The following is an 18514-nucleotide window of genomic DNA, read 5'->3' as shown; positions in this document are numbered from 1 at the left end:
CCGACAAAAATACCGACACTCGCATAACCTCCCTCGCGGAAGATTTGGAGCATCTGGTTTTCTGCGACCGCGGCAACCAGACCGTGTGGCCGTTCGCTGCGGTGACACCCCTCTAGGCGGGGTTCGCAGAACCGTCAAACGCAAATTTCAGTTTTGTGGCAATTTTCTCGGCTCCGCGCGTTTAGGACGCCCTTGAGCGGCGAACCCCAGCCTTCACGACGCTGGAGAAAAGTACGATTTTCCCGGGGCTTGTTGTTATGGATGTCGATCCAACGAAGCCTCCCGTTTCAAGACATCGCCTTAATTCGTTGTGAAGGCACATATCGCTACATGACCGACACGATGGATCCTGCGACTCCCGCCCCCCTGCCTACTCCCGTTTCCGCGCTCGTGTCCGCGCCGATATCGGCGGCCGTGCCCGCCGGCGATCAGTCCTCGTTTGCGGTGCAGGTCCGCAGTGCACTGATCTGGCGATCGGGCAGTCAGATCGTCGCGCAGCTGGTGCAGTGGAGTGCCACCTTCCTGGTGATCCGGATCCTTGCCCCCGCGGATTACGGTCTGTTCGCGATGTGCCAGGTGATCCTGACCTTCATGGCGATGCTCAACGGCTATGGGCTGGCAAGCGGGCTTATCCAGCAGAAGGAGATCAGCCACCGCGAAGTACGCCAGCTTTTCGGGATGCTGATCGTGCTCAACGTGGCGCTGGCGATCGCGCAGCTTTCGCTCGCGCCGCTCGCAGCCGCGTATTACCGCCAGCCGATCGTCGGCGACATGCTGCGCGTCCAGGCACTGTTGTATCTGACGACGCCGTTCATCGCGCTGCCCTACGCGTTGCTCTCGCGTGCGATGGATTTCCGCCATCAGGCCAAGGCCAACATTACCGCGTCGATCGCCTCCGCAAGTGCGGCGTTGGGCGGCGCGCTCTACGGGCTCGGCGTGTGGACGTTGGTGATTGCGCCGGTTGTGCTGTTCAGCGTGCGGGGAGCGATGATGACGTGGTCGGCGCGCTCGCTGGTCTGGCCGAGTTTCGACTTTCGCGGTGCCGGCACGATCGCGCGCTATGGCGGGGTGATGGCGGCGAGCCAGCTGTTCTGGTTCCTGCAAAGCCAGGCCGACGTGTTCATCGCCGGGCGCAGCTTCTCCCCGCATATGCTCGGCATCTACACCACGAGCCTGTTCCTGACGCAGATCTTCGTCTCGAAGTTCGTGCCCCCGCTGAACGAGGTCGCGTTCTCGGCCTATGCCCGGATGCAGCACGACCCCGACGCGATCGGCCGGGCATTCGAACGCGGCGTGCGGATGGTGATGATCGTGGCGATGCCGTTCTACATGGGGCTGGCGGCGACCTCCGAACCGCTCGTACTGACGATGCTGGGCGAGAAATGGCGCGAGACGGCACCCGTCGTCCACCTGCTGGCGCTCGCAATGCCGTTCATGACGTTGCAGGTGTTGTTCACGCCGGCATCGGATGCGCGTGGCCGGCCCGGGGTCGGCGTGCGCAACGGCGCGACCGGGGCCGTCATTCTGGCGATCGCGTTCCTGATCGGTGTGCAGTGGGGACCGACCGGGATGGCGATCGCCTGGATCGCCGCCTATCCCTTGTATCTGGCGATCAGCGCTTGGCGGACGTTGCCGGTGATCGGCGTGCGTGCCCGGGATGTAGCCTCCGCGGTCGCATCGCCGGTGTTCGCCGGAATCGCGATGGCGCTGGTGGTCGGACTGGTCGACCGCACCCTGCCGCCGCTCGACGCGCCCTGGCGGCTGGCGATCCTCGTGCCGATCGGCGTCGTGGTCTATGCCGGCTGGATGCTGATCTTCGCCCGCGCGACGATCCGCGAGGTAATCGCGATCGCCCGGAAGCAGCCGCTTCCCGCCTGATCGGGCGCGCTTACGCTACGCCGACTGGATATATTCGCGCATCGCCGCAGCGTCGGCCTCGATCCGGTCGATCCGGTATTTGACGAGATCGCCGATCGACACGAAGCCGACCAAAGTGTCGCCGTCGATCACCGGCAGATGACGAATCCGGCGCTGCGTCATCAGCGACAGCGCACCGATCGCCGATTCGTTGGAGCCGATCGATTTCACCGCGGTCGTCATCACGTCGCCGATCCGACGATCCAGCGCGGCGGCGCCATCGGCCTGCAGGCAGTGAATCACGTCGCGTTCGGAAAATATCCCGACCACCCGGCCGTTCTCGATCACCGGCGCTGCGCCGATCCGCTTCTCCGCAAGCAGCGCCACCGCGCCCGCCACCGTCGAATCGGGATGCAGCGACTGGACGTCCGCTGCCCCTTTGCCGTTCAGGATTGCCGCGATCGTCATCTTCGCCTCTCCATCGCCCGCGTCTTGGTCGCGTGTGGATTGAAGAAACCATGTTTGCGCGGCAATGGGAAGCAATGAGCGATACGCCCCCCGGCCTGGACGACCCGGACTATGCCGCCTTTGCCTGGGCGCGGTTCCGCGGGATCATGGCGTGGATGACGCTGGCCGCCGCAATCCTCGTCGCCGCGATCATCGTCGCTATGGCGCATATCCAGGGGCCGCTTCACCTGGTGACGATGCTCGCGGTGATCGGCGGAGTCGGCGGATCGGTGATGATGGCCGGCCTGCTGATGGGGTTGGCGTTTCTGAGTTCGGGCAGCGGCCATGACGAGGATGTGACCCGGATCGACTGACGGGGCCGGCGTTGAGATTGCTGCCCCCCTTCGGGCGAGGGCTCGGGCTGGGGTGAGCACGCGCTCTCGACCGGTGCGGACGTGGGTGGCGCGAGCCCACCCCCGGCCCCCTCCCGCAAGCGGGCGGGGGAGACGAGAGGCATTGCGCGCGTCCTCCGATCAATGACGCTCTTCAAAGAAAAAAGGCCGGCACCGCGCGAAGCGATACCGACCCTTTTCTTCAGCTATCGGCCGATGCCAGTGCGAGGTTTAGCCCGCCTGCACCTCATCCGGCACTGCGCGAACGCGGCGGCGGCGGGGCTTTTCCTCGGCGGCGGTATTGCTCGGTGCCGAGTCGGGCGCGGGCGAAGGCGCGACCGTTGCCGAGATTCCGAGCGACGGCGGCAGGCGATCCGCGTCGAACGCGGCCGGTGCGGCATTGTCATCGGTCGTCGGCGCATCGAGGCTCCGGTCGCGGCGTGGTCGACCACGGCCACGGCGCGGCGGCTCGTCGGTAGCGGGCGCGACGGTTTCGACGGCTGCGGCCTGCTGTGCGTCGGCCGAGTCGTTCGCCGTCTCAATCACCGGTCGCTGCGCGTCTGCATCCGGGTTCGCGCCGCTCTCGCCAGCCTGCGCCGCGTTGGCACGCGGGGTACGACGGATCGTCTCACGCTGTGACGCGTCGCGCGTATCGCCACGCGGCTCGCGCTGTTGCGTTTCACGGGGCTGGCTGTCCCGAGCCTGATTGTCCCGAGCCTGCGCTTCACGGGCCTGGCCCTGCTCTTCACCATTCTGGTCGTCGCGTGGCTGATTGCGCTGCTGGTTCCGCTGCGAATCCCCGCGAACGCGGTCCTCGCGCTGGCCTTCGCTGCGGGGACCCTCGTTACGCTGACCTTCGTAGCGGTTGTTCTCGTACCGCGGGCGCTCTTCGCGCTGCGGCCGGTCCTCGCGGTTCTGGTTGTCGCGGCTTTGGTTGTCGCGGCTTTGGTTGTCGCGGCTCTGGCCCTCACGATTCTGGCCCTCACGATGCTGACGGGGCGCGTTCTGGTACTGGCCGTTCTGCTGGCCGCCATTCTGTTCGGCCCGGTTCTGATCTGGCGCACCCTGCTGCTCGCCCGAACGGATCGGCTCGCCCTCGTCGCCGTAATCGTCGTCGCCGTCGAGATCGAAGGGCTGCTGGCGGCGCGGCTGCTGCTGCGCCTGGGGCTGGCTCTCTTCGAAGCGGGCGCGGGTTTCGCTCAGGACGCGGAAATAATGGTCCGCGAACTGGAGGTAATATTCGATGTTGACGCGGTCGCCCTGCATCTGCGCGTCGCGCGCGAGATTCTTGTACTTCTCGTACAGCTGGCTCGCGTTGCCGCGCGCGCGGCTGTCGATGCGGTTGCCGGTGTCGCGACCGTTCTGGCCGCCGCCGCCACCCTGGCGTTGACCGCCACCGCCACCACCGCCGCCATTATTATTGTTGCCACGACCGCGACGGCGGCCGGCTTGCCGGTTGTTGATCAAGCTTGTGTCCTCAGTCGTCGAACCAAAATCTGGTCGTGCTCCGAAATGCGGTGCAAACCCCCCGCCGCGCAGCGATGATCCGTTCGAGATCGCTGGTCGGACTTCCCAGGGTCGCCGGACTGCAGCGACTTCAAGGCGAAGGATGCGGGTCAACGCTCAAAACCGACCAATATGTCGAGAGTGCGTGCCCCTGCCCACGTGATAGCGGCCCCGAAGGGCTTACTACAAGCGAAATGTACGTATTCGCGCCATATTCTTCAAGGCGCGGCTTTGGTGGCGACGAGCGTGCGGGGGTTGCCGCCGTAGTCGTGGTGGAGCGCGACGCGAAGACCTTGGGCTTCGAGCAGCGCCGTGACGGGCGCGCCTTGGGTCGATCCGATCTCGATCACCGCTGCGCCACCGGGGGCGATCAGCGCGGGGAGTTGTGCGGCGAGAATGCGGTAGTCGTCGAGCCCGTCGCGGCCGGCGAACAGAGCGGCGTGCGGTTCGTGATCGTGGACTTCGCGCGGGAGCGTCTCGTCGGTGGCGATGTAGGGCGGATTGGCGAGGATCAGGTCGAACTGGCCCGAGATGGCGCTGGCCCAGCTACCGCGGACGAAATGGGTGCGGTCGGTCATGCCGAGGGTTGCGGCGTTAGCTCGGGCGTAGCTGAGCGCTTGGGGGGAATAGTCGACGCCGAGGCCTTCGGCGGGCCATTCGTCGAGGGCAGCGAGGAGCAGCGTGCCGGGTCCGGTGCCGAGGTCGAGCACGGTGGCTGGGGCACGGCCGGCGAAGTGCGCCTGGGCGGCGATCAGGAGCGTTTCGCTGTCGGCGCGGGGGACCAGCGCGCCGGGGCCGATGGCGAGGTCGATCGACCAGAAGCCGCGGGTGCCGGTGATGTAGGCGATCGGCTCGTGGTCGAGGCGGCGTTCGACTAGCGCGGGGAAGGTGTCGGGGACGGTGTAGCGCGTCGGGTCGAGGAGGATGGCGTTGCGCTCGACGCCGAGTGCGTGCGCCATGAGGAGTTCCGCGTCGAGGCGCGGGGTGGCGGAGAAGGCGAACTGCGCGGCGGCGGTGGCGATGGCTGCGCTGACTGCTCCCCTTCCGCTTGCGGGAGGGGTCGGGGGAGGGGCGATCACCGGGCGGTGGCGTTTGTGGAGCGCCCCTCCCCTAACCCCTCCCGCAAGCGGAAGGGGGATGCCGTCGCGGCTGGGGCGGGCTCAGCCATCCAGCTGCGCCAGGCGGTCGGCCTCGTCCTGCGCGACCAGTGCGCCGATCAGTTCGTCCATCTCGCCCGCGACGATCTCCGGCAGGCGGTGGAGCGTCAGGTTGATACGATGATCGGTCACGCGGCCTTGCGGGAAATTATACGTCCGGATCCGCTCCGAGCGATCGCCGGAGCCGACCATCGACTTGCGCGCACCCGCCCGCTCGGCATGCAGCCGGTCGCGCTCCGCCTCGTACAGCCGGGTCCGCAGCACGCGGAGGGCCTTGGCCTTGTTCTTGTGCTGCGACTTCTCGTCCTGCTGGATCACCGTCAGCCCGGTCGGGATATGGACGATCCGCACCGCGCTGTCGGTGGTGTTGACCGACTGGCCGCCGGGGCCCGACGAGCGATAGACGTCGATGCGCAGGTCCTTGTCGTCGATCTTGACGTCGACCTCCTCCGCCTCGGGCAGCACCGCGACGGTCGCCGCCGAGGTGTGGATCCGCCCGCCAGCCTCGGTGGTGGGCACGCGCTGGACGCGGTGGACGCCGCTTTCGAACTTGAGTTTGGCGAACACGCCCTGGCCGGTGACGCTGGCGACGACTTCCTTGAAGCCGCCCGCGTCGGACGACGAGCCGGAAATCATCTCGACCCGCCAGCCCTGCGACTCGGCATAGCGCTGGTACATCCGGAACAGGTCGCCCGCGAACAGCGCCGCCTCGTCGCCACCAGTGCCGGCGCGGATCTCGAGCATCGCCGCGCGCTCGTCGGCAGCATCGCGCGGCAACAGCGCGAGCGCCAGCTTGCGGTCCGCGGTTTCGAGCAGCGTGCGGTTCTCGTGCAGCTCCTCGGACGCCATCGCGCGGAGTTCGTCATCGGCATCGTCGGCCATGAACGCGAGGCTCTCCGCCTCCTGCCGCAACCGGCGCACCTCGGTGGCGGCCTGCGCGACGGGTTCGAGCTCGGCATATTCCTTCGACACCGCGACGAAGCGGTCGGAAGGGAGATCGCCGGTCGACATGAGCGCTTGAAGCTCGTCACGCCGCGCCTCGATCGCGCGGATGCGGTCGGGGGAGATCTGGGTCATGCTTCAGCCACCACACCCGTCATCCCAGCGAAAGCTGGGATCTCATTGGGGCGGGTGCTGCGTCCGCCAACCGGGGTATCCCAGCTTTCGCTGGGATGACGGGTGGGGGGCGAGCCGGCAGACGGGGCGACGTTCAACGCAGCGCCTCCGCCAGATCGGCGAACGCGACCTCGGCTTGCGTTCCTGCGCCGAGCGTCTTTACCGCCGCCACGCCCTTGGCGAGTTCGTCGTCGCCGATGATGATCGCGAACCGCGCGCCGAGCGCATCCGCCTTCGCCATCCGCGCCTTCATCTTGCCCTTGAACGCCATTTCGACCGCCACGCCCGCGCGCCGGAGATCCGCGACGATACCGGTTGCGCGCGTTTCGGCTTCGGCACCCATGGGTACGACGACCGCGTCGATCGTGGCCGCCGTCGGCTCTTCCAGCAACATAGCCAGACGCTCGACACCCGCGGCCCAACCTACGCCGGCCGTCTCAGGCCCTCCAAGCGAGCCGATCAACCCGTCGTACCGGCCGCCCGCGAGCACAGTTCCCTGCGAGCCCAACCGATCGGTCACGAATTCGAACGCGGTGTGGCGGTAGTAATCGAGGCCGCGGACGAGGCGCGCGTTGCGCTCCCACGCGACGCCGGCCGCATCGAGCCCGGCGGTCACCGCCTCGAAGAACGCGCGTGCCTCGTCCGTCAGGTACGCGTCGATGTCCGGCGCGCTGTCGGCGATCGGGCGGTCGCGCGGGTCCTTCGAATCGAGAATCCGCATCGGATTCTTCTCGAGCCGGGTCAGGCTGTCCTCGGAAAGCTCACCGCGATGCGCCTCGAAATGCGCGACCAGCGCCTCGCGCCAAGCCTCGCGCGTCGCCGCGTCGCCCAGCGTGTTGAGCTGCAGCGTCACGCCCTCGGAAATCCCGAGTTCGCGGAGCAACTGGTCCGCCAGCACGAGCAGCTCGACGTCCGCTGCCGGTTCCGCGGCACCGATCACCTCGGCATCGATCTGGTGGAACTGGCGGAAGCGTCCCTTTTGCGGGCGTTCGTAGCGGAATACCGGGCCGCTGGTGGTGAGCTTCAGCGGTGCGAACTGCTGCCAGCCTTCGGTCAGGTACGCGCGCGCGATGCCGGCGGTGAACTCCGGGCGGAGCGTGAGCGAATCCCCACCGCGATCCTCGAACGTGTACATTTCCTTCGACACGACGTCGGTCGTCTCACCCAGCGAGCGCGCGAACACCGCGGTCGATTCGAACACCGGGATATCAACGCGCTGGAAGCAATACAGCGCCCGCACGCGTTCGAAGGTGGCGAGGACGTGCGCGAAGCGGCGCTGCTCGTCGCCGAAAATGTCCTGGGTGCCTCGGATGCGGCGCGGGGTTTCTATTCTTGCCATGATGCGCGCGTATCTAGGCGACGTCCTCCCGAAGCGCTAGCGCTGTGGCATGAGCAATCCCGCCGGATCCGACCGGGCCAGATATTGGGGCCTGGGCCAGCGCATCGCGCCGCCGCGCTTCATCCTGTTCGGCCTGGTCTTCGCGGTCGGGCTGGCGGTGCTGATCCCGATGCTCGGCCTCGGTCGCGGCACGATGGCGGCGTTCGACATCGCCGCGCTCGTCTTCCTGATCGCGGTCTCGACGCTATTCCGCCACGCCACCGCCGATCGCATGCGCCGCGCCGCCGACGAGAACGATGCCAATCGTGGGGTATTGCTCGCGTTCAGCGTGACGATCCTGCTGGTCATCCTGGTCGCCGTAGCAAAGGAATTGCAGGGCAAGACCGACATGCTCGCGATCGTCCTCGCGGTGATGACGCTGGTGTTCGCGTGGCTGTTCTCGAACATGATCTACACACTGCACTACGCGCACCAATATTACAGCGACGCGGGCGAGGACGGCGGTACTGAGGGCGAAGACGCTAAAGGCCTCGACTTCCCCAAGTGCGACGAGCCCGATTACTGGGACTTCGCCTATTTCGCGTTCACGCTCGGCATGACGTTCCAGACCTCGGACATCGACATCACGTCGCGCCGCGTGCGCAAGACCGCGCTGGGCCAGTGCATGGCGGCGTTCGTGTTCAACATCGGCGTGCTGGCGTTCACGATCAACGTGCTCGGAAGCCGGTGAGCGCTACCCGCCGGGTTACTTCGCCGTCCACTTCCCCATCCAGCCGAGCACCTCGCCATACCATTGCCGCGAGTTCTTCGGCTTCAAGACCCAGTGGTTCTCGCCCGGGTTGACCAGCAACCGCGACGGAATCCCGCGCCGCTGCAGCGCGGTGAACGCCGCCAGCCCTTGCGTGTACGGAATGCGGAAGTCCTTCTCGCCGGTGATCACCAGCATCGGCGTCTTCCACTTCGCCACGTAGTTGACCGGGTTCCATTTCTCGAATGCCTGCGGGTCCTCGTAATAGGCCTTCCCGCCATGCTCCCACTCGTCGAACCAGAGCTCCTCGGTCTCGTACGCCATCGCGCGCGCGTCGAACACGCCGTCATGCTGGACGATGCACTTGAAGCGATCGGGCCACTGCCCCTCGAACCAGTTCATCATATAGCCGCCGTACGACGCACCGAGCGCGCAGGCATTGTCGGCATCGAGCGACGCGAACTTGTCGGTCGCGGCCTTCAGCCCCTTTTGCAGATCCTCGAGCGGCCAGCCGCCCCAATTGCTGCTGATCGCGTCGGTGAAGCCCTGCCCGTAGCCGGTCGACCCGTGAAAATCGACCGCGACCAGGCCATAGCCTGCGCCCGCGAACACCGCGGGGTTCCAGCGATACGACCAGCTGTTGTTGCTCGAACCCTGCGGTCCGCCGTGGACCATGTACGCGATCGGCACTTTCCCCGCGGCTCCAAACGGCTTCACCGCATAGCCCCAGACGGTGTCGGCGTTCGCGCCCTTGAAGTTGAACCGCGTGACGGTCGGCATGTCGATCCCGGCGAGCTTCGTCGCGTTGACCTGGGTTAGGCGCTGCGGCGCACCAGTGCCCGCGACGCGGTAGAAATCGGCGGGTGCGGTGAGGCTGTCGATCGCCACCACAGGCCCACGCGGGGTAATCGCAACCGCGCTGACATGGCCCTCCTGGGTCAGCCGCGTGACCGCGCCGCTGGCCGCGTCAACGCGGAACAGCGGGGTTTCCTGCGTGTCGTCCGCCGTCACGTAGAGCGACTTCGAGTCGGGCGCCCACGCAATCGAGCCGACCGACCGGTCCCAGCGCTCGGTCAGCGAGACCGTCTTGCCGCTGGCGATGTCGCGCAGCGTCAGAACCTGGCGATCCGCCTCGAACCCGGGCCGCCGCATCGCGAAATAGGCGAGCATGCGGCCATCGGGCGATACCGTCGGGAGGTTGTCGGTCGCCTTGTTGGCGGCGGTGAGGTTGACCGGTGCGGTCGAGCCGTCCGCAGGCACCGAGAAGATGTCGAGATTGGTCGACAGCGCCTCGATCCGGCCAGCCTCGCGCATCGCGAAATAGACGGTGCGGCCGTCCGGGCTCCACGAGACTTCCTCGCCGCCACCGAACGGCTTGGACGGCGCATCGCCGACCAGCGCACCGACCAGCGGAACGCCGTTGCCGGTCGCGCCTGCGGGGGTCAGCGGCAGGACGAACAGCTGCGAGCGCGTGCCGTCCGCCCACGTATCCCAATGTCGTACGAACAGTTGGTCGTAGGTCCGCCCGGCCCCAGCGTTCGGGTCCTTCTTCACCATCGCCGGTTCGAGGCTCGGCGCACCCGGCGTGCGATCCGCCCAGACGAGCATCTTGTCGCCGGTCGGAGCAACCTTGAAGCCGCTGAACCCGCCCTTGAAAGCGGTCAGCTTGCGCGGCGTGCCGCCGGTGACGGGCACCGACCAGACCGCATCCTCGCCGCCCTTGTCGGACGTGAAATACACCGTGCTGCCGACGATCTGCGGGTCGTTCTCGTTGACCTGCGGATCGGCGAGCAGCTTCACCGGCGCGGCGCCGGGCTTGCTCAGGTCGAGCCGCCAGAGATCGAAGCGCCCCTTGTCGGCGGCAAGATCGGTTTCGCGCTGCGCCCAGACGAGCCAGCGCCCGTCCTGCGACGCAGTCGGCGCGCCGACGCGGCTGAGCATCGTCACGTCGTCGATGGTGAGTTGCCGGGCGGCGGCAGGAACACTCGCAAGGGCGAGCACGGCAAGGCTGGCGGAGAGCATGATCTTCATGGGCCGCTTGATAGAACGCATGCGGGAGCGCGCGCAATCGCCGGGATCTGGCCGGGGCTTGTTTAGCCGGGCCGCGGTTGAAGAGGTTGCCCTAACGCCATCCAGCCACCAGTTTGCGACATCCACCGGTTCGCCCCCCGGCCTCTGCCTGGGTGATGGAATCGTTGGAACGCCATTTTGCGATCGGTGTTCGTGCATGACCCCGCTAGGTCCGCTCCATGCCCCTCAAACACTCCTTCCCCCCGATCGTTTCGCCCGATGCCCGCCTTCTCGTCCTGGGCAGTCTGCCCGGCGACCGCTCGCTCGCCGCACAGCGCTATTACGCGCATCCCCAGAACCAGTTCTGGCAGTTGCTGTCGCCGGTCGTGGGACGCGACCTCGTCGCGCTCGCCTATGACGATCGCCTCGCCGTGCTGCGCGAGCATCGGGTCGCGCTTTGGGACGTGATCGGATCGGCCAGCCGCCCAGGCAGCACCGACGCCGCGATCAACGATATCAAGGGCAACGACATCGCCGGCCTCGTCGCGACACTCCCTCACCTGCGCGCGATCGCGTTCAACGGGGGCACGGCGCTGAAACAGGGCATGAAGCTGTTAGGCCGCGATTTTATCGGACCGGAGATCGTCGCGCTCCCCTCCAGCAGCCCGCTTCACACCGTCGGCATCGCCGCAAAGCAGCCCGCCTGGAGCGCACTCGCCGCGTTCCTGCTAGGCCCGCCCGCCTAGCGCCCCAGCCGAGACGCAGGACCACCCTTTACGACCCCATGGTCCCCGCCTTCCGCCACGGCTTTGCCGACCCGATCTGCACCGCACGAGCGACACGGCCAAGGGGCGCAATGCTTCGGCGCGACGAGCAACCACGGCTGGCTTAACCCCGTGCTCTCCGGCAAGGGCAGCGGATGTCGATCGAAAGCTTCATCGCCCAATACGGCCTTGCCGCGATCTTCCTCGGCGCCGCGTTCGAGGGCGAGACCAGCGTCGTCACCGGCGGCTTGCTGGCCCACCAGCATATGCTGCCGCTGGCCGGCAGCGCGGCGGCGGCGGTGGCCGGATCCTTCTTCGCCGACCAGCTCTTCTTCTTCGCCGGTCGCCGTTACCGCGATACCAAGCTGGTCCGCCGGATCGCCGAGAAACCGACCTTCGCCAAGGCGCTCGACACGCTCGATCGCCATCCGACCCTATTCATTCTCAGCTTCCGCTTCCTCTACGGCCTGCGCACCATAAGTCCGATCGCGGTCGGGACCTCGCATGTTCCCGCACGCACCTTCGTGGTGCTCAATGCGATTTCCGCGCTGGTGTGGGGCGTGCTCTTCACAGGGATCGGCTATGTGTTCGGCGACGGCCTGATCGCTCTGGTCGACCGGATCATGCCACGACAGAAGCTGCTCGGCGTCGCGATCCTGATCGCCGTCATCGCCCTGGTGATCGCCTGCGTCCGGTTCTGGCGCGGGCGGCACGCGCGGAAAACCGCTTCGGGTCAGGCGCGCGCGAACGCCGCGGCATCCTCCACAGTCGATCGATCCGGACGAACGCCCGTATAAAGCACGAACTGCTCCAGCGCCTGCAACGTAGCAACCTCCGCCCCGGTGATGACGCGCTTGCCTGCCGCACGCGCCGCGGCGAGGAACGGCGTCTCGACGGGTAGCGCCACGACGTCGAATGCCACCTCGCACCCCGCGATCGACTGCGCGTCGAACGCCAGCACGTCGGCGTCCGCACCGGCCATGCCGAGCGGCGTCACGTTGACCAGCAGGGGTGCCCCCGCCGCGTCGGGCTCGGCGGCCCAGTCATAGCCATGCGTCTCTGCGAGCGCGCGCCCTGCCCCCTCGTTGCGGGCGACGATCGTTCCGTTCGCAAACCCGGCATCGTGCAACGCCGTCGCCACCGCCTTCGCCATTCCGCCCGATCCGCGCAGGATGAAGCGCATCGCCGGATCGATGTCGTGCGATCCGAGCAAAAGCCGGACGGCCGTATAATCGGTGTTGAACCCGGTCAGCACGCCCACGCCGTCAGCACGATCGTTAACGATCGTATTGACGCTGCTTATCGCCCGCGCCGACGGATCGAGCACGTCGAGCATCGGGATCACCGCCTCCTTGAACGGCATCGACACCGCGCACCCACGAATGGCGAGCGCGCGAATACCGCCGACCGCGCCGGCCAGATCGTCGGTCGTGAACGCCTTGTAGACGTAATCGAGTCCGAGCACCTCGTAGAGGCGGTTTTGGAACCGCGATCCAAAATTGCCGGGCCGCGCCGCCAGCGACATGCAAAGGCGGGTTTCGCGGCCGATCGGAGGCTTGACGCCCACCTGCTTCACATTCGTCAATTGAGATCGTTCTCGCTGATCACGACGATCTCCTGATCCGGGTCGCGGGCGAGCGCAACCACGCCGAGGCCGGCGATCTCGTCAGCGTGTCGCTTGAAAAGCGCCACGGCATCGCCTTCCGGCGCGACCGTGCTCAGCGCTTCGAGCACGTCATATTGCACCGCGAACTGATACCGCTCGTCGCTCACTTCGCCTTCGAACTCGACTTGGCGCAGGTCGCTATTGTCCTCGACGGTCTTCAGATCGATGTCCAACCGGTCTTCGGCCATGCCTATGCACTCCTTGATAGATGGCCGTTAAGCGCGGTTGAACGCTCGATGTTCCGCGATCAGACGTCGAGATTGGCAACGTTGAGCGCGTTGTCCTGGATGAACTCGCGGCGGGGTTCGACGACTTCGCCCATCAGCTGGGTGAAGATCTCGTTCGCACTCTCGGCGTTCAAAGCCGTCACGCGAAGCATCGAGCGTACGGTCGGATCGAGCGTGGTCTCCCAGAGCTGTTCGGCGTTCATCTCGCCGAGACCCTTGTAACGCTGGATCGCGAGACCCTTGCGGCCGGCGGTCAGGATCGCGTCGAGCAGGTGGCTCGGGCGCGACACCTGGGTCGAGCCGCGGGTCGCGACGACCGCGGTGGCGGAGCCGATCACGCCGGCTTCAGGTTCTGCACCCTCTTCAGCCGCCGTCTCGACTTCCGGTTCGTCCGCCTGCGTCGCCTTGCTGACGGGGACAAGGTTCGAGGTCTGCGCGTAGCTCTCGGCCTGTTCGCCCGATAGCGCGTGGAGTTTGCGCGCTTCGGCGGACACCAAGAAGCTCGCTTCGATGATGTGGTGATCGGTGACACCGCGCCACGCGCGCTGGAAGTGGATGCCGCCGTCTTCGGTCAGCACCGCGGTCCAGCGGGCATCGCCGTCATCGAGTTCGAGACGACGCGTCACGGTTTCGAGACCCGAGGTGCGGTCCTCGACCGATGCCTCGGGATCGAACACGCCGCCGAGCGCCAATGCCTCGATCATCCCGGCGTCGTAGCGCTTGGGGACGTAGCGCATCAGCGTCCGCATCCGGCGCGCGTGATCGACCAGGTCCTTGAGCTTTTCGCCGGTGCGCGTGCCGGCCGGACCTTCGAGGACCATCGTCGAGACACCCGCATCGACCAGATACTCGTCGAGCGCGGCGTCGTCCTTCAGGTACATTTCGGACCGGCCCTTGGTCGCTTTGTACAGCGGTGGCTGGGCGATGTAGAGGTACCCGCCCTCGATGATCTTGGGCATGTGGCGATAGAACAGCGTCAGCAGCAGCGTGCGGATATGCGCGCCGTCGACGTCTGCGTCGGTCATGATGACGATCTTGTGGTAGCGCAGCTTGTCCGCGTTGAAGTCGTCGCGGATGCCGGTGCCCATCGCGGTGATGAGCGTGCCGATCTCGCGGCTCGACAGCATGCGGTCTTCGCGCGCGCGCTCGGTGTTCAGGATCTTGCCGCGTAGGGGAAGGATCGCCTGGAAGTGGCGATCGCGGCCCTGCTTGGCCGAGCCGCCGGCCGAGTCACCCTCGACCAGGAACAGCTCGGACTTGGCGGGATCGCGCTCCTGACAGTCGGCGAGCTTGCCGGGCAGCGAGGCGATGTCCATCACGCCCTTGCGCCGCGTCAGTTCGCGGGCGCGCTTGGCCGCCTCGCGCGCGGCGGCGGCGTCGATGATCTTGGCGACGATCGCCTTGCCGTGCGCGGGGTTCTCTTCCAGCCACTCCGCCATCTTGTCGGCCATCAGGCTTTCCAAGGGCTGACGGACTTCGGACGAGACGAGCTTGTCCTTGGTCTGGCTGCTGAACTTCGGATCGGGCAGCTTGACCGAGACGATTGCGGTGAGGCCCTCGCGCATGTCGTCGCCGGTGAGCTGGACCTTTTCCTTCTTCAACATGCCGGATTTCTCGGCATAGTTGTTAAGCGTGCGGGTCAGCGCGGCGCGGAATGCGGCCATGTGCGTGCCGCCGTCGCGCTGCGGAATGTTGTTCGTGAAGGCGAGGACGTTCTCGTAATACGAGTCGTTCCACTGGAGCGCGACGTCCATCGTGACGTCGTCGCGCGTGCCAGTGATCGCGACCGGCTCGGGCATCAACGGCACCTTGGCGCGATCGAGATACTTCACGAACGCGGCGATGCCGCCCTCGTAATAGAGCTCGACGGTCTTCATCTCCTCGTGCCGGGCGTCGGAGAGAAACAGGCGGACGCCCGAGTTGAGGAACGCCAGTTCGCGGTAGCGATGTTCGAGCTTGTCGAAGTCGAAATCGGTGATCTTGAAGGTGGCGGGCGACGGGAAGAAGGTGACGCGCGTGCCCTTCTGGCCCTCGGCCGCGTCGCCGACGATCTTGAGCGGCATCACCGCGTCGCCGAACGCGAAGCGCATGTAATGCTCCTTGCCGTCGCGCCAGATCGTCAGGTCGAGCCACTCGCTGAGCGCGTTGACGACCGAGACGCCGACGCCGTGCAGGCCGCCCGAGACCTTGTACGCATTCTCGTCGTTGGTGTTCTCGAACTTACCGCCGGCGTGGAGCTGGGTCATGATGACCTCGGCTGCGGACACGCCTTCCTCGGTGTGGATGCCGGTCGGGATGCCGCGACCGTTGTCGGTAACGCTGACCGAACCGTCGGCGTTGAGGACGATGTCGATCCGGTCGCAATGCCCGGCGAGCGCCTCGTCGATCGCGTTGTCGCTGACCTCGAACACCATGTGGTGGAGGCCCGACCCGTCGTCGGTATCGCCGATATACATGCCGGGGCGCTTGCGGACCGCGTCGAGGCCCTTGAGGACCTTGATCGAGTCCGCGCCGTAATCGCCCATGTTCGGGACGTTGGGATTATTGGTTTCGGGGTTGGATGCCATGACAAGTATATAGGCACGCAGGGGCCGAAACGGAAGCGAAATGGCCTGCGCGGTGGCGGGGTGGGCGGCGAGCGAAGTGCAGGAAGTGCCGACGCAGGGAGCGTTTTGGCGTGGCTGTGGCGTTCGGGTGTCGGGGGTGTGGGCTTCGAGGGGGTTCGGATCACCATGCAAAGAGGATGACAGGGTCAGGCCGTGCAGGACGACGGCTCGGGCGAACCCGTCACCGCCGATGCACCACCCCGGCGAAGGCGGGGCCCAGATGGAAGGGTCGCGGTAACGACCGACTGCAATTCGCTATCGACGTCCTCCAACTGGGCCCCGGCCTTCGCCGGGGTGGTGGCCAGCGCGGTGGTGGCCGAAGTCCCTCTCCCCTTGGGGAGAGTGAGGGAGGAGTCGCAGGCGACGGAAGGGTGAAGGGGAGTTGGGGCGCGCTCCCGAGCCTCACGCCCCTCACCCTTCCCACCGCAAGGGCGGCGGGCCCCTTCCCTCTCCCCGGCGGGGAGAGGGAGGCCGGCCTCAGAAACGGTCGGCGCGCTGGCCGAGTAGGGTCACTTCGACACGCCGATTGAGGCGCATCCCCGCGGCCGTCGCATTCGTCGCGACCGGGTCGCGCTCGCCGTGGCCGACGACGCTAAAGCGGGCGCGGACGACGTCCATGTCGTCGAACGCCTGGCGAACGCTCGCCGCGCGGCGCTCGGACAGGTCCTGGTTATGCGCGTCGGTACCGCGCGAATCGGTGAAGCCGTCGATCGACACGCGGACGCCGGGGTTGGCGCGCAAATAGCGGGCGAGCGGGCGCAGTTTCTCGATCGCGCCGGGACGCAGCACGGCGCTGTCGGTGCGGAACAGCACGTCCTCCTGCAGCGTCAGCGTGGCGCCGCGCGGGGTCTGGCGGAAGCCGTAGTTGCGCATCGCACCGCGATCCCAGGTGGTCACGGTCTCAACCACCGTGGTCCCGCCGCGGCCGCCGCGATAGCCGCGCGGGTCGCGGCCATAGGCGTCCCAGTCGAACCGGTCGCGACGCGGGCCGGCAAGCCGTGTGAATTCGCGGTTGGCGTCGTCGGCTTCCTGGCGGTTGATCCGGCCGTCGCCGTTCGCGTCGAAGTTCGGCATCACGAACGCACGACCGCGTGGCGTATTGCGCAGCTCGGGGAACAGGATCGGCACGCCGGCGCCGACCAGCCGATACCCAGGCCGGGTCCAGGGCGCCGTGCGCGGGTCGAAGCGTGCCTGGCCCTGCGCCAGCGCAGGCGCGACGGTCGCGGTGGCCATCAGGATACCGAGGGCGGCGCGGGCAAGTTTATGGGACATCGTGAACTCTCCGTGATCTTCGATGGGACGGGCTCTGCCCGCGGCCGCTTGAACGCACAGTGACCTCGATCGACAGCCTGTGTTCAGCCGAAGATTATCTTTTTCTTTCAGTGGTTAGCGTGGCCGAGCGCGATGCGCGTCGCGCCGCTGCCGATCGCGTCGAACAGCGCATCTTCGGTGCCGGTCATCCACACCTGCCCGCGTCCCGATAGCCGCTCGAACAATGCCGCGCGTCGGGCCGGATCGAGATGTGCGGCGACCTCGTCGAGCAGCAGCACCGGCGACTGGCCGGTCCGCTCCGCCACCAGTTCGGCATGCGCGAGGACGATGCCGAGGAGGAGCGCCTTCTGTTCGCCGGTCGACGCGAGCGAGGCTGCGCGCGCCTTGTCGAGATGCGTTACCGCTAGGTCGACGCGGTGGGGTCCGCTGAGCGTGCGACCGGCGGCGGCATCGCGCGCGCGGCCTTGCGCGAGGTCGGCTTGGAGGCAGGTGGTGTCGCCGGCCCAGCCTTCGAGCGTCAGGCCGGCGCGGGGAAACGGGCCGTCGTCCTGATGCGCGAGCCTCGTGCCGAGCAGCGCGACGGTCGCGCGCCGGGCAGCATCGACCGCGTCGCCGTGCTCGGCCATCTGCGCTTCGAGCGCGGAGAGCCAGTCGCCATCGGGGCGGCCTTCGTCGGCGAGCAGGCGGTTGCGCGCGCGCATCGCCGCGTCGTAGCGGGCGGCGTGGTGCGCGTGGGCGGGGGCGAGGGCCAGCGTGAGGCGGTCGAGAAAGCCCCGGCGTTCGCCGGCGGGGGCGACGAAGAGGCGGTCCATCGCCGGGGTGAGCCAGAGGATCGTGAGCCACTCGGCGAGCGCGTTGGCGGTGGTGGTTGCGCCCTGGATGCGGACGATGCGGCGCTCGGGGGCGGAGGCCAGCGTGCCGGTTGCGACGTCGACTTCGGCGGCGGCTTCCTTCTCCCCTTCCGCTTGCGGGAGGGGGCGGGGGAGGGGCGCGTTTTCCTCGACGCCGGACGCCAGTACGTACGTCGCGCCCTCCCCTGACCCCTCCCGCAAGCGGGAGGGGAATTCGGTGGCGCCCTGCCGCTCGCGTTGTGGGGACAAGGTCGCCGCGACGCCGAAGCCGCCCGCCCCGCCCTGCCTCGCCATCTCGCCGAGAGCCGCTCTCCGCAGCCCGCGGCCGGGCGCGAGCAGCGACACCGCCTCCAGGATATTCGTCTTGCCAGCGCCGTTCTCGCCGGTCAGCACGACGAACCCTGAACTCGGCTGAAGCGTCAGGTCAGCATGGTTGCGGAAATCGGTAAGGACCAGGCGCGACAGCATTGCCCCGGCCTTAGAGCAGTTTCGAAAGAGATTGCATCGCCCTTTTCCGTTCGGCCTGAGCGAAGTCGAAGGGCGCGGCTCAAGCTAC

Annotated in this window: 16 protein-coding genes; 5 read left to right on the top strand and 11 right to left on the bottom strand. The window is 67.2% G+C overall.

Annotated features, from left to right (window positions below; genetic code table 11):
• The first annotated feature begins 330 nt into the window (after positions 1-330).
• Entirely contained in the window at positions 331-1878 is a 1548-nt protein-coding gene (locus U1737_RS18020) for a lipopolysaccharide biosynthesis protein (protein WP_332797725.1), read from the top strand.
• A 15-nt stretch (positions 1879-1893) separates the two neighbouring features.
• Here U1737_RS18020 and U1737_RS18015 read toward each other — a convergent pair whose 3' ends face one another.
• Positions 1894-2325 (bottom strand): CBS domain-containing protein, encoded by a 432-nt coding sequence (locus U1737_RS18015; protein WP_248524648.1) that lies wholly within the window; start codon positions 2323-2325, stop codon positions 1894-1896.
• 74 nt (positions 2326-2399) lie between these two features.
• Here U1737_RS18015 and U1737_RS18010 point away from each other — a divergent pair, with 74 nt between their 5' ends.
• Positions 2400-2678 carry a hypothetical protein gene (locus U1737_RS18010; RefSeq protein ID WP_332797724.1) on the top strand — a complete coding sequence of 93 codons (279 nt, stop codon included), beginning with the start codon at positions 2400-2402 and terminating at the stop codon, positions 2676-2678.
• Between the two features lie 249 nt (positions 2679-2927).
• Here U1737_RS18010 and U1737_RS18005 read toward each other — a convergent pair whose 3' ends face one another.
• From U1737_RS18005 to hisS, 4 genes are all read right to left on the bottom strand, one after another.
• Positions 2928-4163 (bottom strand): DUF4167 domain-containing protein, encoded by a 1236-nt coding sequence (locus U1737_RS18005; RefSeq protein WP_332797723.1) that lies wholly within the window; start codon positions 4161-4163, stop codon positions 2928-2930.
• Between the two features lie 257 nt (positions 4164-4420).
• The gene (gene prmC / locus U1737_RS18000) at positions 4421-5281 is read right to left on the bottom strand and encodes a peptide chain release factor N(5)-glutamine methyltransferase (protein ID WP_332797722.1); all 861 of its coding nucleotides are present in this window, start codon (positions 5279-5281) and stop codon (positions 4421-4423) included.
• A gap of 81 nt (positions 5282-5362) precedes the next feature.
• Positions 5363-6436 (bottom strand): peptide chain release factor 1, encoded by a 1074-nt coding sequence (gene prfA / locus U1737_RS17995; protein WP_056066153.1) that lies wholly within the window; start codon positions 6434-6436, stop codon positions 5363-5365.
• Positions 6437-6569: 133 nt separating this feature from the next.
• Positions 6570-7814, bottom strand: a complete 1245-nt coding sequence (hisS, locus tag U1737_RS17990; protein ID WP_332797721.1) for a histidine--tRNA ligase — start codon at positions 7812-7814, stop codon at positions 6570-6572.
• 49 nt (positions 7815-7863) lie between these two features.
• Between hisS and U1737_RS17985 the strand changes: the two genes are divergently transcribed.
• Positions 7864-8544: a DUF1345 domain-containing protein gene (locus U1737_RS17985; RefSeq protein ID WP_332797720.1), complete on the top strand. Its 681-nt coding sequence runs from the start codon at positions 7864-7866 to the stop codon at positions 8542-8544.
• A gap of 15 nt (positions 8545-8559) precedes the next feature.
• Here the strand turns inward: U1737_RS17985 and U1737_RS17980 are convergent, their stop codons facing one another.
• A complete protein-coding gene (locus U1737_RS17980) occupies positions 8560-10593 on the bottom strand; it encodes a S9 family peptidase (RefSeq protein WP_332797719.1) in 2034 nt (677 codons plus the stop codon).
• Between the two features lie 218 nt (positions 10594-10811).
• Between U1737_RS17980 and U1737_RS17975 the strand changes: the two genes are divergently transcribed.
• Entirely contained in the window at positions 10812-11318 is a 507-nt protein-coding gene (locus U1737_RS17975; protein WP_248524641.1) for a DNA-deoxyinosine glycosylase, read from the top strand.
• A gap of 173 nt (positions 11319-11491) precedes the next feature.
• Positions 11492-12133: a DedA family protein gene (locus U1737_RS17970; protein ID WP_332797718.1), complete on the top strand. Its 642-nt coding sequence runs from the start codon at positions 11492-11494 to the stop codon at positions 12131-12133.
• Here the strand turns inward: U1737_RS17970 and U1737_RS17965 are convergent.
• From U1737_RS17965 to U1737_RS17945, 5 genes are all read right to left on the bottom strand, one after another.
• On the bottom strand, positions 12070-12903 hold the full coding sequence (locus U1737_RS17965) for a shikimate 5-dehydrogenase (RefSeq protein WP_332797729.1): 834 nt from the start codon (positions 12901-12903) through the stop codon (positions 12070-12072). The genes U1737_RS17970 and U1737_RS17965 overlap by 64 nt on opposite strands.
• Positions 12904-12917: 14 nt before the next feature.
• A complete protein-coding gene (locus tag U1737_RS17960) occupies positions 12918-13190 on the bottom strand; it encodes a hypothetical protein (RefSeq protein WP_332797717.1) in 273 nt (90 codons plus the stop codon).
• Between the two features lie 59 nt (positions 13191-13249).
• Positions 13250-15796 carry a DNA topoisomerase (ATP-hydrolyzing) subunit B gene (gene gyrB, locus U1737_RS17955; protein ID WP_332797716.1) on the bottom strand — a complete coding sequence of 849 codons (2547 nt, stop codon included), beginning with the start codon at positions 15794-15796 and terminating at the stop codon, positions 13250-13252.
• A 516-nt stretch (positions 15797-16312) separates the two neighbouring features.
• A complete protein-coding gene (locus U1737_RS17950) occupies positions 16313-17107 on the bottom strand; it encodes an OmpA family protein (protein WP_332797715.1) in 795 nt (264 codons plus the stop codon).
• Positions 17108-17214: 107 nt separating this feature from the next.
• The gene (locus U1737_RS17945) at positions 17215-18426 is read right to left on the bottom strand and encodes a DNA replication/repair protein RecF (protein ID WP_332797714.1); all 1212 of its coding nucleotides are present in this window, start codon (positions 18424-18426) and stop codon (positions 17215-17217) included.
• Between the last annotated feature and the right edge of the window lie 88 nt (positions 18427-18514).

The sequence above is a fragment of the Sphingomonas fucosidasi genome (assembly GCF_036663855.1).
GTDB lineage: Bacteria > Pseudomonadota > Alphaproteobacteria > Sphingomonadales > Sphingomonadaceae > Sphingomonas > Sphingomonas faeni_B.
The sequence above is the reverse complement of the archived record's forward strand: the minus strand, read 5'-3'. Positions and strand labels throughout refer to the sequence as shown.

Excerpts from the sequence above, each read along its gene's own strand:
- U1737_RS18020 (WP_332797725.1), top strand. The coding sequence starts at position 331 with ATGACCGACACGATGGATCCTGCGACTCCCGCCCCCCTGCCTACTCCC.
- U1737_RS18015 (WP_248524648.1), bottom strand. The coding sequence starts at position 2,325 with ATGACGATCGCGGCAATCCTGAACGGCAAAGGGGCAGCGGACGTCCAG.
- U1737_RS18010 (WP_332797724.1), top strand. The coding sequence starts at position 2,400 with ATGAGCGATACGCCCCCCGGCCTGGACGACCCGGACTATGCCGCCTTT.
- prfA (WP_056066153.1), bottom strand. The coding sequence starts at position 6,436 with ATGACCCAGATCTCCCCCGACCGCATCCGCGCGATCGAGGCGCGGCGT.
- hisS (WP_332797721.1), bottom strand. The coding sequence starts at position 7,814 with ATGGCAAGAATAGAAACCCCGCGCCGCATCCGAGGCACCCAGGACATT.
- U1737_RS17985 (WP_332797720.1), top strand. The coding sequence starts at position 7,864 with ATGAGCAATCCCGCCGGATCCGACCGGGCCAGATATTGGGGCCTGGGC.
- U1737_RS17980 (WP_332797719.1), bottom strand. The coding sequence starts at position 10,593 with ATGAAGATCATGCTCTCCGCCAGCCTTGCCGTGCTCGCCCTTGCGAGT.
- U1737_RS17975 (WP_248524641.1), top strand. The coding sequence starts at position 10,812 with ATGCCCCTCAAACACTCCTTCCCCCCGATCGTTTCGCCCGATGCCCGC.
- U1737_RS17970 (WP_332797718.1), top strand. The coding sequence starts at position 11,492 with ATGTCGATCGAAAGCTTCATCGCCCAATACGGCCTTGCCGCGATCTTC.
- U1737_RS17960 (WP_332797717.1), bottom strand. The coding sequence starts at position 13,190 with ATGGCCGAAGACCGGTTGGACATCGATCTGAAGACCGTCGAGGACAAT.
- gyrB (WP_332797716.1), bottom strand. The coding sequence starts at position 15,796 with ATGGCATCCAACCCCGAAACCAATAATCCCAACGTCCCGAACATGGGC.
- U1737_RS17950 (WP_332797715.1), bottom strand. The coding sequence starts at position 17,107 with ATGTCCCATAAACTTGCCCGCGCCGCCCTCGGTATCCTGATGGCCACC.
- U1737_RS17945 (WP_332797714.1), bottom strand. The coding sequence starts at position 18,426 with ATGCTGTCGCGCCTGGTCCTTACCGATTTCCGCAACCATGCTGACCTG.